The sequence below is a fragment of the Hydrosulfovibrio ferrireducens genome (genome assembly GCF_046883345.1).
Taxonomy (GTDB): domain Bacteria; phylum Desulfobacterota; class Desulfobulbia; order Desulfobulbales; family Desulfurivibrionaceae; genus Thiovibrio; species Thiovibrio ferrireducens.
The window spans coordinates 1-14589 of record NZ_JALKCW010000010.1; the positions used below are offsets into that span (position 1 = coordinate 1).

The following is a 14589-nucleotide window of genomic DNA, read 5'->3' on the forward strand; positions in this document are numbered from 1 at the left end:
TAGCTGAACAACATCTGTTGGTGGGTGTCGGTTCCGCGCATGTTTTCCTCAATGTTTATGAGTTATCCTAACTGGTTACAGAATACATTGAGCGGATTAAAAAGTCTCGATATTTGATGAGTTTTTCAACAGCCTGCTAGAGCGGACATTCGCGTGGAGCTTCAATGGGAACAAATGTGGCCAGATAGTGTTTTACATAGAAAGATAATGGAGTTCTGCGCCACTCACAAAGATCCCTGCTATGAAGACGAGCGTGAATTGCGTATTTTTGTTTATCCATCTGCCTCGGCTGAGTTTCGCGTGTTTACAGGGATAGCAACCAAGAAACAAGTGAAAACGTGTCCTAACGGAAAAAAGTATATCGCATTAGGTGAAAATTGGAGGCCTGGAATTATGCCTCGAAGAGTGATAATTGGCACCAAAGCCGATCAGAATATTGATTCAATCTTGGCAAATTATTTCCCTAAACCCAAAGTGGCATCTGCAAACATGCCTATCGCTTAGAGAGGAAAATGGGGCAGTTTTTTTGGGTGTGTAAAGAATTTTGTGTAAATGGTTTTTGTGATCAAAATTCCGGCAGCCTGTCTTCAAACATGATGCTGAACTGATTCAGCGCCGATTTCCAGTTTTTAATCGGCATCGTCCAGCGTTTCGAAATATTCGTCAGCGCCAGATACAACAGCTTGAACATCGCCTCGTCGTTCGGAAAGGAGCCCCGGTTTTTGGTGACCTTGCGCAGGGACATGTTCAACGACTCAATGGTATTGGTCGTATAGATCACCCTGCGGATCTCCGGCGGATAGGAAAAATACGGGATGATCCGCTGCCAGTTGTTCTGCCAAGACTGGCTGACCCGAGGATGGGTCGAATCCCATTTTTCCCCGAAGCTGATCAGGTTTGTCTCGGCCTGTTCAGCGGTCGGGGCGCTGTAAATCTCCTTCAGGTCGTCCGCCATTTCCTTGCGCTGTTTCCAGGAAACGAAGTTCAGGCTGTGCCGCACCAGGTGTACGATGCACAATTGGACCTGGGCAGAGGGATACACTGCCTCGATGGCCTCCGGGAACCCTTTAAGTCCATCGACACAGGCGATCAGGATATCCTTCACGCCTCGGTTTTTCAGCTCGGTCAGGATGGCCAACCAGAACTTGGCGCCCTCGGTCTCAGCGGCCCACATGCCGAGAACCTCCTTTACGCCTGTCATCGTCACGGCAATCGCCAGGTAGACGGCCTTCTTGATGATCTGACCGTTGTGCTTGACCCTGATCCGTACCGCGTCCAGATAGACGATGGGGTAAACATCTTCCAATGGCCGGTTCTGCCAGAGCCGGACCTCTTCCATGACGGCTTCGGTCACTTGGGAGATCAGGGTCGGGGAGATCTCGACCCCGTAAATCTCCTCCAGATGGCCCTGGATATCGCGGGTGGTCATCCCCCGGGCATACATGGAGATGATCTTGTCGTCAAACCCCTTGAAGCGGGTCTCTCTCTTGGGAACGATGATCGGCTCGAAGGAGCCGTTCCGGTCACGGGGAACCGCGACGTCAATCTCGCCAAAGTCTCCCTTGAGCTTCTTCTTGTAGCTGCCGTTTCTGGAGTTGCCGCTATTCTTCCCCGCCGGGGCGTTCCGGGGATAGCCGAGGTGATCGGTTATCTCGGCCTGCATGGCCCGCTCCAACAGGGCCTTGGTCAGTTGTTTCAGTATGCCGTTCTCGCCGATCAGGTCTTCCGGCTTTTTGTAATCGGCAATCAGTTGGTCAAGCACTTCTTTGGAAATGGCCATATCTCTCTCCTTGGTTGGGGGCGAACTTTTCTACCCCCGGAATGGCCATTTACACAATCCTTTTTACACCCTCTACAAGATACCCAACTGACCATCTGGGTGGTCAAGGTCGGCCACCGCCGAGAAGTCTACCGCATTTAGGGGCAGCCAGGCAGGACTTACAAGGCTGTTCTGCGGTTTTCATGAATCTTTCCCCGCCCCGTGCTTTGCTGCAAGCTGTCCGGCAAGTTCTCTTGTTGTTGGGGTATTTTCCCTTGGACAAAAGAGGGCGGAATACTGTATTTTGATGGGTATGTGTTGCGGCCTGACTGTCTGGGTTGTGTTGCGCATGCTGAAAGTCATCCTCCGTGTTTTTTCCTATTTCTATGAGACCGGCGCCATTTTATGAAAACTACCAATCAGACCCATCGGACCAAGTTTATTTTTATCACTGGCGGCGTTCTTTCGTCCCTGGGCAAAGGGCTGGCAGCCGCGTCCATCGGCGCCCTGCTTGAGAGCCGCGGGCTGTCCATCACCTTTCAGAAGCTGGACCCGTATATCAACGTGGACCCCGGCACCATGAACCCCTTCCAGCACGGCGAGGTGTATGTCACCGACGACGGGGCGGAGACGGATCTTGACCTTGGCCATTACGAGCGGTACACCTCCGTGGCCCTGGGGCAACGCAACAACTATACCTCGGGCCGCATCTACCATTCGGTGATCAGCAAGGAGCGGCGCGGCGAATATCTGGGCGGCACCGTGCAGGTGATCCCGCATATCACCGACGAAATCAAGAGAGCCATCCTCCAGTTTGAAGGCGAGGTGGACGTGGCTATTATCGAGATCGGCGGCACCATCGGCGATATCGAAGGGCTGCCTTTTCTGGAGGCGATCCGTCAGTTCCGCACCGATGTGGGGCGGGAAAATTCCCTGTACATCCATGTGACCTGGGTTCCCTACATCAAGACCGCTGGCGAGGTGAAGACCAAGCCTACTCAGCACAGCGTCAAGGAGCTGCGCGCCATCGGCATCCAGCCGGACATTCTCCTCTGCCGCACGGAAGGGTTGCTCAGTAATGAGCTGAAGGCCAAGATCTCCCTGTTTTGCAACGTGGAGAAAGAGGCGGTCATCACGGCCCGCGACGTGGACAATATCTACGAAGTGCCGCTCTGTTTCCATGCCGAAGGGCTCGATGACATCATCCTCAATAAGCTCAATATCTGGACCGGATCGCCGCGCCTGGACGCCTGGCAGGAGCTGGTCGAGAAGGTCAAGCACCCCAAACGCGAGGTGGAGATCGGCATCATCGGCAAATACGTCGATCTGACCGAGTCGTACAAGAGCCTGCACGAAGCCTTGGTGCATGGGGGTGTGGCCAACGAGGCCAAGGTGCGGCTCCGCTATGTGAGCGCCGAGGAGATTGAAGACAAGGGCGCCGACGGCTTGCTGGCCGGGTGCCACGGGGTACTGGTGCCGGGCGGCTTCGGCAGCCGCGGGGTGGCGGGCAAGATCCAGGCCGTGACCTTTGCCAGGGAGAAAAAGATTCCTTATTTCGGCATCTGCCTTGGCATGCAGTTGGCGGTGATCGAGTTCGCCAGAAATGTCGCAGGCATGAAAGATGCCGACAGCACCGAGTTCAACCAGCTTACTAAGCATCCTGTCATCTACTTCATTAAGGAGTGGTATGATTACCGCACCGGCAAAACCCAGATCCGCGACGAAGCCACCGACCTGGGCGGTACCCTGCGGCTGGGGGCCTACCCCTGCAAGATGGTGGAGAATACCTTTGCCCACGCGGCGTATGGTACGGGCGAGATTCAAGAGCGGCATCGGCACCGCTACGAATTCAACAATGCCTTCAAGGACGAGCTGGTGAAACATGGGCTCATCATCAGCGGCACCTCTCCGGATGAAAAGCTGGTGGAGATCATTGAGCTGCCCGACCATCCGTGGTTTCTCGGCTGCCAGTTTCATCCGGAATTCAAGTCCGGCCCCATGAAGCCGCATCCCCTGTTTACGAATTTCATCAAGGCAGCTTTGGAGAACGCCGGAATTTAAAGGGAAAGGTGAAAGGTCAAAGGCTAAAGGCGAAGAATCCAAGCAAAACCTTTACCCTTTCACCTTGGACCTGTCTTTAACGAAGGAGAGCAAAAGTGGAGCCTGTGCGTATCCCAGATTTTTTCGAGGTCGGTCCCAACCGGCCTTTTTTATTGATCGGCGGGCCGTGCGTCATCGAATCGGCCGACCTGTGCCGCGAGGTTGCCGCAGGGCTTAAAGAGATCTGCGCCCGGTTGGGCATTTCCTACATGTTCAAGGCCTCCTTTGACAAGGCCAACCGGACCTCGCTCGCTGCCTTCCGCGGCCCCGGTCTGGATGAGGGGCTGCGTATCCTGGCCGATATCCGCCGGGATTTTGGCGTGCCGGTGGTTTCCGATGTGCATGAGGTGGCCCAGGTCGGTCCGGCCGCCGAGGTCTTGGATGTCTTGCAGATTCCCGCCTTTCTCTGTAGGCAGACCGATCTGCTGGTGGCTGCGGCCAAAACCGGCAAGGTGGTGAGCCTCAAAAAAGGTCAGTTTGTCTCGCCCTGGGATATGCAGCACGCGGTGAGCAAGATCAACGCGGTGGCTAAAGATAAGCTGATGCTCATGGAGAGGGGCACCACCTTCGGTTACAACAATCTGGTTGTTGACATGCGCTCCTTGCCGGTGATGCGCTCCTTCGGCTGCCCGGTTATCTATGATGCGACCCACAGCGTCCAATTGCCCGGCGGGGCAGGGGGAAGTTCCGGCGGCCAGCGCGAGTTTATCCCCACTCTGGCCCGGGCCGCCGTGGCTGCGGGGATCGACGGCTTGTTCATGGAGATCCATCCCGATCCGGCCAAGGCCTTGTGCGATGGGCCCAATTCCATGCCCCTCAACGACGTGGAACCTTTGCTCGCCCATCTTGTGGAGATTCATGCCCTTATCCAGCGGCAAGCAGCGGAGGGCGGTCCATGACCGGCAACGGTTCCTGCGGTATCCCGGGCGGCCAGTACCCTTCCGACTGCGAGGTCACCGAAGGGTTGCGCCAGCGGGCCATGTCGCGAAGTGGCCAGGACGAGCGCGGCTATGCCTGGCGCGTCTGCCTGCCCCGGGCAAAGGAGATCCAGCTCCTGCTCCTTGACGTGGACGGGGTGCTCACCGACGGCACCATCACGTACGGGAATTCCGGCACGGAGCTGAAATCCTTCAACATCAAGGACGGCTTCGGCATCCGCCTTCTGCGGGAATCGGGAGTGGAGGTGGGCATCATCACCGCCCGCCGTTCCGAGGCGGTGGAGCGCAGGGCCCAGGATCTGAAGCTGGCCCACCTCTACCAGGGAGTGGGCAACAAAATCGAGGCCTTCACCGAGATCCTCGCCGCCCAGAAGCTCACCCCCCAACAGGTCGCCTACATGGGCGATGACTGGCTCGATCTGCCCCTGCTCAGCCGGGTGGGGTTGGCGGTAACGGTGGCCGACGGCGTGGCCGAGGTCAAGGCGGTTGCCCATTATGTGACCAGGCAGGCCGGAGGCAGGGGGGCGGTGCGCGAATTGTGCGAACTGATCATCGAGGCCAAAGGACAACGGGAAGAGCTGTTGGCGAGGTATCTGCGATGATGACTGGTTACCGCAATATCCTCTGGGCCTTGCCCCTGGTTCTTGTGCTTTCCTGGCCGATTTGGGGCGGCGCGTTCACCCGGGTTCTCGCTCCCCGCGGCGGCATGGATTCCGGCGCTACCCTTGCTGCGCCCAAGGCCGCGACCGCAGGCGCCGGTTTCAGCATGGAGGGGGTTTTGTTTTCCCAACTGAAAAACGGGGTGCGGGACTGGCAGATCCAGGCCAAGCGGCTCTATTCCGGAGAAGACCAGGACAGAATGCAGCTCGTAGCGGTGGAGGCGCAGGTTTTCAAGAACGCCGAACGCAGGTTTGTGATCACCGGCCAGGAAGGCGAATACAACAGCAAGCAAAAAGTTCTCACCATGCGCAACGAAGTTAAGGTGCAGGCCGAGAAAGGCATGCTGATCCAGTCCGACAGCCTCAGCTATGACGATCAGGCCCGAAAGATCACGACCCAGGACCCGGTGCAGATCACCGACAAAAACCTGGACATCCGCGGCATGGGGATGGCGTATGACATGGAAAAGGATTCCTACGATGTTCGCGGCCGGGTCAAGGTGGATTTTCAGTAAGATTGGCATAAGGAAAAAGGTAGCGCGTGAAAGATATTTCCTTGAAAGAACGGATCATCCTGGCCCTTGATGTGGAAACCCCGGAGCAGGCCAGGGAGCTGGTGAAAAAAACCGAATCCCATCTTGGTTTTTACAAGGTCGGGCTGCAGCTTTTTATGGCCGATTGGTTCCAGACCGTTGACTGGCTGGTTGACCGGGGTCACAAGGTGATGCTGGATCTCAAATTTTTCGATATTCCGGAGACGGTCAAGCTGGCCGTGGCTCAACTGAGAAGCCACGGGGTGAGCCTGGCCACCGTGCACGGCAACGACCCGATCATCCGGGCGGCCCTGGAGGAAAAAGGAGACATCAAGCTGCTGGCCGTGACCGTGCTCACCAGCTTTGGCGAGGAAGACCTGCGGGCCATGGGCATGACCCAGTCCATCGAGGATCTGGTCTATTTCCGGGCCAAACGGGCGCTGGAACTGGGCTGCGACGGGGTGGTCTCCTCCGGTCTTGAGGCGGCCAGGTTGCGCGACGGGCTTGGCGAGAAGCTGTTGCTGGTCACGCCGGGGATCAGGCCTGGGGCCAACGTGCTGGACACGGCCGACGATCAGACCCGGATCATGACCGCAGGCCGCGCCATCACAAGCGGCGCCGATCAGGTGGTCGTGGGCCGCCCCATTTCCAAGGCCGCTGATCCCATCGCGGTTATCGAAGCCATGCAGCAGGAGATTGCCCAGGCTCTTCGGTAAGGCAAGAGCCTGGCAGGCAACCTGGGCATCAAAATCTCCTCTCCTCCCGTTTTTTTCACGCAGAGAACAGCAACCCATTTTCGTGCGCGAACACCACCCCCTCTGTCTTCAAAGGCAGACAGGACAGCATTCTGGGCAAATTCCCCTCCGCCCCTTTACATCCGGTTTTTCAGGGCATATAGTAAAATATATGAATTCTGAATAGCAGAACACAACAGGAGGACGCGCCATGCACACCAAAGAAGAGCTGTGTGAGAAGATCAAGGCTGTTTTTCCGGAGATCGGCGCCTGCGGCATCGACCTCAAGGTTGATTACGACAAGGACAACAAGGCCTGGGTCGTTGATCTCAAGAAGGACAAACATGAGCTCAAGACCTTCCTGGAGGACTCCGAAGCGCAACAGTGCATGGACGGCAAGCAATGCGTGTCGTTGGGGCTGCAGATCGGCCAGCTCAGGAAAAATATCGAGCAGATGTAGCGTGCGCGGTTCTGAAGCAAACTGCGAAAACGGGGTGTTTATCCACTAACCACACGAGGAGGGACAAACATGACGGTAAAAATCCAATGGCGCACGGAAATGGACGATGCCCTGAGTCTGGGGCGGAAGGCGGGCAAACCGATCCTGCTCGATTTTTTCAACCCCAACTGAATTGGCTGCCAACAGATGGATACAGTTACGTATCCCGAAAGCAAGGTGGTGCAATTCATCGAGGAAAATTTCATACCGCTCCGCATTCCGTCTGACAGCAAACCCCATCCGGACAAGTTCAACGTCAAGTGGACCCCCACCCTGGTAACCTTGAGCCCGGACGGTCAGGAACATCATCGCACCGTGGGGTTTCTCGGGCCCGAGGAGTTGATTCCCTCGCTCCTGTTGGGACTGGGCAAATATCATTACGAAAATGACCGTTTCGACGAGGCCTTGGCCCGCCTTGCGCAACTGCTCGACGGGTATGGGCAAAGCGGCAGCGCGCCCGAGGCCATTTTCCTGGTCGGCGTCTGCAGCTACAAGCGGTCGCAGGATCCCAAGCCGCTGAAGGCGGCCTATGAAAAATTGACCGCTCTTTTTCCCGACAGCGAATGGACCAAGCGCGCCTATCCCTATCGGCTCCTCTGAGGTTCCGGACACGCGGATCAGCCGGGTTGCCCATCGGCTCCTGACCAATCCGCGTGTCCCTCTTTGCAAACGATTTCCTGCCGCCGGGGGGAGGGTTGGGAAAAGCCCATGCAAGAAAACAGCTACGATTGCATCATCATCGGGGCAGGGCCTGGCGGTTTGCAGGCCGCCATCCATCTGGCCCGCTATAACCGGAAGGTCATCCTCCTCGATCACGGCGGCGGCAGGACACGCCATGCCCTGCACATCGAGAACTACCTCGGCCTTGAGCGTACCTCCGGGAAAGAACTTGTTGATACCGGCATCAGGCAGATCACCTCCTTCGGCGCCGAGTTCAGACGGGAGGATGTTGCCTCGGTTCGGGTCGAGAACGGGTTTGTTGTGACCACGGAAAAGGGGCGGTACCAAGCGCCCTATGCCATTGTTTCCGCCGGAGTTGTCGAGCATCCGCCGAAAATCAGGGGGATGAACAGGTTTTTCAGCCGCACGGTTTTTACCTGCGTTGACTGCGACGGTTACCGCACCACCGGCAAGAAGCTCGTCATTCTCGGCGATTCCCTCGAAGCCATGCGCCTCGCCTTTGCCATGCGCCAGATGTTCACCCCGGATATCATGCTCATCCTGCCGGACGGCGTTCTGCCGGACGATCATGCCGATTTGCTGGCCGAGGACGGAATTGGTTTCCTGATCGGGGCTCCACAGGAATTTCTTGGCGAGACAACGTTGCGCGGCGTGAGGCTGACGGACGGGCGGGAGATTGCCTGCCAGGTGGTCATGCTCAGTTATGAGTACACCGTGAACGACTCCTGTCTGGCCGGGCTTGCCCTTGCGCGGGAGGGCAACGGCCGCGAGCTTGCAACCGACCCTGCCTGCGAAACCTCTGTTAAAAATCTCTTTGCCCTGGGCGCCCTCAAGGCGGGCAAGGCCCAGGCCATCATTGCCGCCGGCCAGGGAGCCATGGTGGGCATCGAGATCAACCGCCGGCTGCTGAATCTGTGAGCAGCGCGGCATAAACCGTCATCCCGCACAGGAGGAACATCATGAAACGTCAGGTTGAAATGGAAGAAACCATGCTGCGTGCGCACCGGGAGTTCCTGGAGCATCTTGAGAAATCCCTTGCTCTGGTGGCGAAGGATATTGATGAGGCCAAGGAGATGACGCATATCTGCACCGATGAGTGGTGTCAGGCCACCGAGGGCGTGCTTGACGAGTTGGCCAAGGTCATCTTTGCGGTCAGCGAACCGCGCTGGCTCTCCAAGGAAGACTCGAAAAAGATCAGCGCGTTGCGCCATCGCATGCACGATCTGTACGCCCGTTACAAAGCAGTTAAAAAATAACCCCAGGAGCCACGATCATGTCACTGGACATCCATTTGCTTATTGGCGGCGAGGCCGGTCAGGGGTTGGTGACCATAGGCCAGTTGCTCAGCAAGGCCCTGGTCCGGGCTGGGTATGAGGTTTTTGTCAGCCAGAGTTATCATTCGAGAATTCGCGGCGGGCACAACACCTTTGCCATCCGTTTGGGTGCGGGGCCATTTTTTGCGCCCCGCGTGTCCATTGACATCCTGGTGGCGCTCAACGCCGAAACCGTGGCGCTGCATCGGGGGCAATTGACCGGCCAGGCGCTGCTCATTGCCGATGCCTCCTTTGCCCCCGACCAGCCGGGCGTCATTGCGGTGCCCTTTGCCGAGCTTGGCCCGGAGCAGCTTTGGAACACGGCCGCCCTCGCCCTGCTCGGCAATATCCTGGATCTCCCCTCCGAGGCTCTGCATCAGGCGGTGGAGGCGATGCTCGGCAAAAAACATCCGGAAGCCCTGGCTGAAAACCGGGAGATCATGGAAAAAAGCCGGGAGTGGGCCGCGGTCCATGTGCCGCAGCATGGCTTTGCCCTGACCGGCGGAGTTTCTGCGGCGGATCGGCTTTTACTGAACGGCAATCAGGCCATCGCCCTGGGCGCTCTGGCCGGCGGCCTTAAGTTTTGCGCTTTTTATCCCATGACCCCTGCCACCTCCATTGTCCTTGAGCTGATCACCCATGCCGAGGTCATGGGGTGCGTGATCGAGCAGGCCGAGGACGAAATCGCTGCCATCAACATGGCCATCGGCGCTGCCTTTGCCGGAGCGGTCAGCATGGTGGCCACCTCGGGCGGCGGTTTTGCCCTGATGGCCGAGGGGGTGAGCTTGGCGGCCATGACCGAAACGCCGGTGCTCATCGCGGTGGCTCAACGGCCCGGTCCGGCCACGGGCATGCCCACCCGCACCGAACAGGCGGACCTGGAATTCGTGCTCCATGCGGGGCATGGCGAATTTCCCAGGGCAATCTTTGCCCCGGGCAGCATCGAAGCCTGCTTTGCTTTGGCCCAAAAAGCCTTGGCCCTGGCCGAGCGGTCCCAATCGCCGGTTTTTCTTCTCACCGATCAGTTTTTGGCCGATTCGTCCCGGCCGGTCGCGCCCTTTGACCTGACGACCATCGTTCCGGTCGCAACGGGGAGTGAGACGGCGTCGGCGTCGATCCCTTACCAGCGCTACCGGCTCACGGAAAATGGCCTTTCGCCCCGGCTGCTGCCAGGATTTTCGCCGCAGTTGGTGGTGGCGGACAGCGACGAGCATGACGAAGAGGGGCATATCAGCGAAGACCACGGGGTGCGCATTGCCATGGTGGAAAAACGGCTCCGCAAATGTGAGCTGCTCAAGCAGGAGGCCATCGCTCCCGAGCTTAGCGGGGAAAAGGGCGCGGACCTTCTTTTCGTCTGCTGGGGCTCAAGCCTCGGGCCGGTGCAGGAGGCAGCCGCTGTTTTGCGCGGGCAGGGGAGGCAGGTCGCCAGCCTGCATTTTTCCCAGGTGTGGCCCCTGGTCCCTGACCAGTTTCTCGACATCCTTCAGGGGGCCGGCAAGATCGTGTGCGTGGAGGGCAATGCCACCGGCCAATTTGCCCGGCTCATCCAACGGGAGACAGGTTTTGCCATCCCTGAAAGGATAGCGCGTTACGACGGACTGCCCTTTACCGCCCGCTACATTGTGGAACGCCTTGCAGCCATGGAGGAACGCGCATGACATCCATTGAGGAATACGGCAAATACGAAACAGCCTGGTGCCCCGGCTGCGGCAATTTCGGGATTCTCAACTCCCTGAAGCACGCCCTGGTCGCCTGCGGACTTTCTCCCTATCAGGTGCTGCTGGTTTCCGGCATCGGCCAGGCGGCCAAGACCCCGCATTATCTCAAGGCCAATGTTTTTAACGGTCTGCACGGCCGCAGTCTGCCCGTGGCCATCGGGGCAAAGCTCGCCAACCCCGAACTCACCGTGATCGCCGAAAGCGGCGACGGCTGCATGTACGGGGAGGGCGGTAACCATTTCCTCGCCGCCCTGCGCCGCAATCTCGACCTCACCATCCTGGCGCACGACAACAGGGTGTACGGTCTTACCAAGGGCCAGGCCAGCCCCACCTCGGAGCAGGGATTCGTGACCAAGGCCCAGCCCCATGGCGCTTTTGCCCTGCCCTTCAACCCGGTGGCCGTGGCGGTGACCATGGGCGCTTCCTTTGTGGCCCGCGGCTATGCCGGCTTGCCGGAGCATCTCGCCGACCTCATCGCCCAGGCCATCAAGCATCGGGGCACCTCCCTGGTGGATATCCTGCAGCCCTGCGTCTCGTTCAACAAGATCAACACCTACCAATGGTACAAGGAGCATTGTTATGAGCTTGGCGAAGACCATGATCCCACCGATCATGGTCAGGCCCTCCGCATTGCCCTGGAATTCGGGGAGCGCATCCCGCTCGGGGTGATCCATAAGATGGAAAAGCCGCTCTTTGAGGAGCAGTTCGCGGTTCTTAAAAACGGGCCGCTCGCACGGCAGGAGGTTTCCCGGGAGGGGCTGCAGCAGATAATGCAGGGATATTTTTGATGGACTCCTGAAAACTCAAAACACATTTTTCGGCAACGCCGGTACTGTTCATTTCTTTGCTTGCCCAAAGAAACGAACCAAAGAAAGGGCACCCTGTGTCTCTTGTCCCGCCGAAGGCGGGATGCCCGGAGTTTATGCCCCGCATGGGGTACTCCTCGATGCTGCCGGGGCTTTGCAAACTCGCTGCGCTCAGACAGTGCAAAGCCCTTTTTCGGCAGCCTCTCCGGTGCTCGGCTGCGTGCCAATGGGATTTTAACTGCCATGCGGCCAAAGGACTTAACTGAGATTGGTTGATAAACAGAATTTTTTCGGATCGGTCGATAAATGGTGGCGGGAGTGTTGTCGTGATGGGTAAGATCAAAGATCGATTAAAAATATGGGAGAAGATCTTTGAGTCGCATGCACACCACCCCCCAGGAAAGCCTCAAAAAAATATTCGGCTATGACACCTTCCGGCCTCCGCAGCAGGAGATCATCGAGGGATTGATCCGGGGCGAGGATGCCTTTGTCCTGATGCCCACCGGCGGCGGCAAATCGCTGTGCTATCAGATCCCGGCCCTGCACCGGAAAGGCGTGGGGATCGTGGTTTCTCCCCTGATTTCGCTGATGAAGGATCAGGTGGATGCCCTTTTGGCCTGCGGGGTCCGGGCGGCCTTTTACAACTCTTCTTTAAAAAGCGAGGAGGCCCGCCAGGTTCTTGCCCAGTTGCACCGGGAGGAGCTGGACCTGCTTTATGTCGCGCCGGAGCGGTTGATGAGCGACGGGTTTGTCGAACGGCTGCGCGAGATCCCCATCGCCCTGTTCGCCATTGACGAGGCGCACTGCATCTCCCAGTGGGGCCACGATTTCCGGCCGGAATACTGCAAGCTCGGCCAGTTGCGCACGCTCTTTCCCGACATCCCCCTGATCGCCCTCACCGCCACGGCCGAGCCGCACACCCGCAAGGATATCCTCGATCGTCTGGGCTTACGCGCAAACCAGTGTTATGTCTCCGGCTTTGACCGGCCCAATATCCGCTACACCGTGCTGGAAAAGCATAAACCCTTTGGACAGCTCACCAATTTTTTGCAGGGGCGGCGGGAGGAGGCAGGCATCGTCTACTGCCTGAGCCGCAAGCGGGTGGAGAAGGTGGCGGAGCAGTTGCGCGATGCCGGTTTTTCTGCCGCCTCCTACCACGCCGGGCTGCCTGCGGCTCAGCGCCAGCAAGTGCAGGAGGATTTCCTGCGCGACGATGTCCGGATCATCGTGGCCACGGTGGCCTTTGGCATGGGCATCGACAAGTCCAACATCCGCTATGTGGTGCATTACGACATACCCAAGAACATCGAGAGCTATTACCAGGAAACAGGCCGCGCCGGCCGCGACGGTTTGGCCGCCGAAGCGTTGCTCCTGTTCGGCTACGGGGATATCGCCCTGGCCCGCGGTCTGATCGAGAACAGCGGCAATGCGGAACAGAAGCGGATCGAACTCCACAAGCTCAACACCATGGTGGGCTTTGCCGAGGCCCTGAGCTGCCGTCGGCAGGTGCTGCTCGGCTATTTTGGCGATCGTCTGGAGCAGGATTGCGGCAATTGCGATATCTGTCTCAACCCGCCGGAGTTGGTCGATGTGACGGAGGATGCCCGTAAGGCGCTCTCCTGCGTCTTTCGGGTGGAGCAGCGATTCGGGGTGGGGTATGTGATCGAGGTGCTGCGCGGCTCGAAAAAAGAGCGGCTTTTGCAACTGGGGCACGACCACCTTTCCACCTACGGCATCGGCGCGGACAAAAGCCAGGAGTACTGGGGCAGCATTCTCCGCCATCTGGTGCAGCAGGGATATCTCGAACAGGACGTGGCAAACTACTCGGTGCTCAAGTTGAGCGAGTCGGCCCGGCCCTTGCTGCGCGGGGAACAAACCCTGAGCATGGCCAAGCCCAGGGCCAAGGTTGCCCCCCTGCCCAAACCGGTACGGCGCAAGGTCGGTGATCTGGAGTACAATCCGGAGCTGTTTGAGAGATTGCGTGCGGTGCGCAAAGGGTTGGCCGACGCAGCCGGGGTGCCGCCGTTTGTTATCTTCAGCGATGTCGCCCTGGCGGAGATGGCTGCCTTGCTGCCCATTGACGACGCGGCTTTCTTGCAGATCCACGGCGTCGGCGCCCACAAGCTGGAACGCTACGGCGCGGAGTTTCTTGGCGAAATCCGGCGGTTTTGCGAGGTGAGCCAGGAAGAGGAATAATCCCCTCCTCCTGGCGGAGGAGGGCTAGGGAGAGGGGGAAGTTGGCAGATGTTGTGTGGCTTGCCATCTCACCCACCCCCCATCTCTTCCCGTTTCGGGAGGGGAGTACGCCTGCTAGCTCATAAGAGATGCATGCCCACCTTGACCACCACCTTTTTGGTGAAGACCGGTCCTTGCCGGGTCATGATCGACGGCATATGCGCGTCATGGGGGAACAACGCCATGAAGTCTCCCGGGAACAGATCCACCCGCAGCAGCCCTTGTTTTGGGTGCTTGTACAATTCCGCATCCTTGGCTGTGTCATAGGGTGTGTCAATCTCCAGGTCATCGATCTGGCTCCAGCCAATCCCTTCTTCCCCCGTGATAACCGCTTGAATATCGAGATACTTCCGGTGCGCTTCGATCTCGGCGTTTTCCGGAGCGCGGGTTTCATAGCGCATGACAATGGCGAAAAGGTCATCGCCAAGCAAGGGGTATTTTTTTTCTTCCGCGTCGTGGGGCAACGACAGGAGAAAATCAAAGGCCATTTGCCACGCCTTGCCAAAGGGATAACATCTGTAGTGCTCTAAACGATCAACAATCATGGTGTCTTCCTCTGGTGTTGGCGTTCCGCGCCATGTAAAATTCCGCTCTGTTTACAGAATGACCTCGGC

Annotated in this window: 15 protein-coding genes; 13 read left to right on the forward strand and 2 right to left on the reverse strand. The window is 58.2% G+C overall.

Features of this window, described 5'->3' with window-relative positions; translation table 11 throughout:
- Positions 1 to 153: 153 nt before the first annotated feature.
- Complete coding sequence (locus MWR57_RS03460) at positions 154 to 504, forward strand: hypothetical protein (RefSeq protein WP_423123395.1); 351 nt, start codon at positions 154 to 156, stop codon at positions 502 to 504.
- Positions 505 to 565: 61 nt separating this feature from the next.
- On the opposite strand, the gene MWR57_RS03465 is transcribed toward MWR57_RS03460, so the two are convergent.
- Positions 566 to 1780 carry an IS256 family transposase gene (locus MWR57_RS03465; RefSeq protein WP_423123396.1) on the reverse strand — a complete coding sequence of 405 codons (1215 nt, stop codon included), beginning with the start codon at positions 1778 to 1780 and terminating at the stop codon, positions 566 to 568.
- 384 nt (positions 1781 to 2164) lie between these two features.
- On the opposite strand from MWR57_RS03465, the gene MWR57_RS03470 reads away from it, so the two are divergent.
- From MWR57_RS03470 to recQ, 12 genes are all read left to right on the forward strand, one after another.
- Positions 2165 to 3820, forward strand: a complete 1656-nt coding sequence (locus MWR57_RS03470; RefSeq protein WP_423123397.1) for a CTP synthase — start codon at positions 2165 to 2167, stop codon at positions 3818 to 3820.
- Positions 3821 to 3915: 95 nt separating this feature from the next.
- Positions 3916 to 4758, forward strand: coding sequence for a 3-deoxy-8-phosphooctulonate synthase (gene kdsA, locus MWR57_RS03475; RefSeq protein ID WP_479723938.1), 843 nt, complete (start codon positions 3916 to 3918; stop codon positions 4756 to 4758).
- Positions 4755 to 5399 (forward strand): 3-deoxy-manno-octulosonate-8-phosphatase KdsC, encoded by a 645-nt coding sequence (kdsC, locus tag MWR57_RS03480; RefSeq protein WP_423123398.1) that lies wholly within the window; start codon positions 4755 to 4757, stop codon positions 5397 to 5399. The genes kdsA and kdsC overlap by 4 nt, the downstream gene beginning before the upstream one ends.
- Positions 5396 to 5971: an LPS export ABC transporter periplasmic protein LptC gene (gene lptC, locus MWR57_RS03485; RefSeq protein WP_423123399.1), complete on the forward strand. Its 576-nt coding sequence runs from the start codon at positions 5396 to 5398 to the stop codon at positions 5969 to 5971. Before kdsC ends, lptC begins: the two co-directional genes overlap by 4 nt.
- A 26-nt stretch (positions 5972 to 5997) precedes the next feature.
- The gene (gene pyrF, locus MWR57_RS03490) at positions 5998 to 6705 is read left to right on the forward strand and encodes an orotidine-5'-phosphate decarboxylase (RefSeq protein WP_423123400.1); all 708 of its coding nucleotides are present in this window, start codon (positions 5998 to 6000) and stop codon (positions 6703 to 6705) included.
- Positions 6706 to 6934: 229 nt separating this feature from the next.
- Positions 6935 to 7183, forward strand: coding sequence for a hypothetical protein (locus tag MWR57_RS03495; RefSeq protein ID WP_423123401.1), 249 nt, complete (start codon positions 6935 to 6937; stop codon positions 7181 to 7183).
- A 186-nt stretch (positions 7184 to 7369) separates the two neighbouring features.
- Positions 7370 to 7822: a hypothetical protein gene (locus MWR57_RS03500; RefSeq protein ID WP_423123402.1), complete on the forward strand. Its 453-nt coding sequence runs from the start codon at positions 7370 to 7372 to the stop codon at positions 7820 to 7822.
- Between the two features lie 108 nt (positions 7823 to 7930).
- A complete protein-coding gene (locus tag MWR57_RS03505) occupies positions 7931 to 8821 on the forward strand; it encodes an NAD(P)/FAD-dependent oxidoreductase (protein ID WP_423123403.1) in 891 nt (296 codons plus the stop codon).
- A gap of 41 nt (positions 8822 to 8862) precedes the next feature.
- A complete protein-coding gene (locus tag MWR57_RS03510) occupies positions 8863 to 9159 on the forward strand; it encodes a hypothetical protein (RefSeq protein WP_423123404.1) in 297 nt (98 codons plus the stop codon).
- 17 nt (positions 9160 to 9176) lie between these two features.
- Positions 9177 to 10874 carry a 2-oxoacid:acceptor oxidoreductase subunit alpha gene (locus MWR57_RS03515; RefSeq protein WP_423123405.1) on the forward strand — a complete coding sequence of 566 codons (1698 nt, stop codon included), beginning with the start codon at positions 9177 to 9179 and terminating at the stop codon, positions 10872 to 10874.
- The gene (locus tag MWR57_RS03520; protein WP_423123406.1) at positions 10871 to 11722 is read left to right on the forward strand and encodes a thiamine pyrophosphate-dependent enzyme; all 852 of its coding nucleotides are present in this window, start codon (positions 10871 to 10873) and stop codon (positions 11720 to 11722) included. Before MWR57_RS03515 ends, MWR57_RS03520 begins: the two co-directional genes overlap by 4 nt.
- Positions 11723 to 12121: 399 nt before the next feature.
- Entirely contained in the window at positions 12122 to 13936 is a 1815-nt protein-coding gene (gene recQ / locus MWR57_RS03525) for a DNA helicase RecQ (protein ID WP_423123617.1), read from the forward strand.
- Positions 13937 to 14055: 119 nt separating this feature from the next.
- Here recQ and MWR57_RS03530 read toward each other — a convergent pair whose 3' ends face one another.
- Positions 14056 to 14520: a NanQ anomerase/TabA/YiaL family protein gene (locus tag MWR57_RS03530; protein WP_423123407.1), complete on the reverse strand. Its 465-nt coding sequence runs from the start codon at positions 14518 to 14520 to the stop codon at positions 14056 to 14058.
- Between the last annotated feature and the right edge of the window lie 69 nt (positions 14521 to 14589).

Coding starts and splice junctions, on each gene's coding strand:
- MWR57_RS03530 (WP_423123407.1), bottom strand. CDS start 14,520: ATGATTGTTGATCGTTTAGAGCACTACAGATGTTATCCCTTTGGCAAG.
- MWR57_RS03495 (WP_423123401.1), top strand. CDS start 6,935: ATGCACACCAAAGAAGAGCTGTGTGAGAAGATCAAGGCTGTTTTTCCG.
- MWR57_RS03505 (WP_423123403.1), top strand. CDS start 7,931: ATGCAAGAAAACAGCTACGATTGCATCATCATCGGGGCAGGGCCTGGC.
- recQ (WP_423123617.1), top strand. CDS start 12,122: ATGCACACCACCCCCCAGGAAAGCCTCAAAAAAATATTCGGCTATGAC.
- MWR57_RS03470 (WP_423123397.1), top strand. CDS start 2,165: ATGAAAACTACCAATCAGACCCATCGGACCAAGTTTATTTTTATCACT.
- MWR57_RS03520 (WP_423123406.1), top strand. CDS start 10,871: ATGACATCCATTGAGGAATACGGCAAATACGAAACAGCCTGGTGCCCC.
- MWR57_RS03465 (WP_423123396.1), bottom strand. CDS start 1,780: ATGGCCATTTCCAAAGAAGTGCTTGACCAACTGATTGCCGATTACAAA.
- MWR57_RS03510 (WP_423123404.1), top strand. CDS start 8,863: ATGAAACGTCAGGTTGAAATGGAAGAAACCATGCTGCGTGCGCACCGG.
- kdsC (WP_423123398.1), top strand. CDS start 4,755: ATGACCGGCAACGGTTCCTGCGGTATCCCGGGCGGCCAGTACCCTTCC.
- MWR57_RS03515 (WP_423123405.1), top strand. CDS start 9,177: ATGTCACTGGACATCCATTTGCTTATTGGCGGCGAGGCCGGTCAGGGG.
- lptC (WP_423123399.1), top strand. CDS start 5,396: ATGATGACTGGTTACCGCAATATCCTCTGGGCCTTGCCCCTGGTTCTT.
- MWR57_RS03500 (WP_423123402.1), top strand. CDS start 7,370: ATGGATACAGTTACGTATCCCGAAAGCAAGGTGGTGCAATTCATCGAG.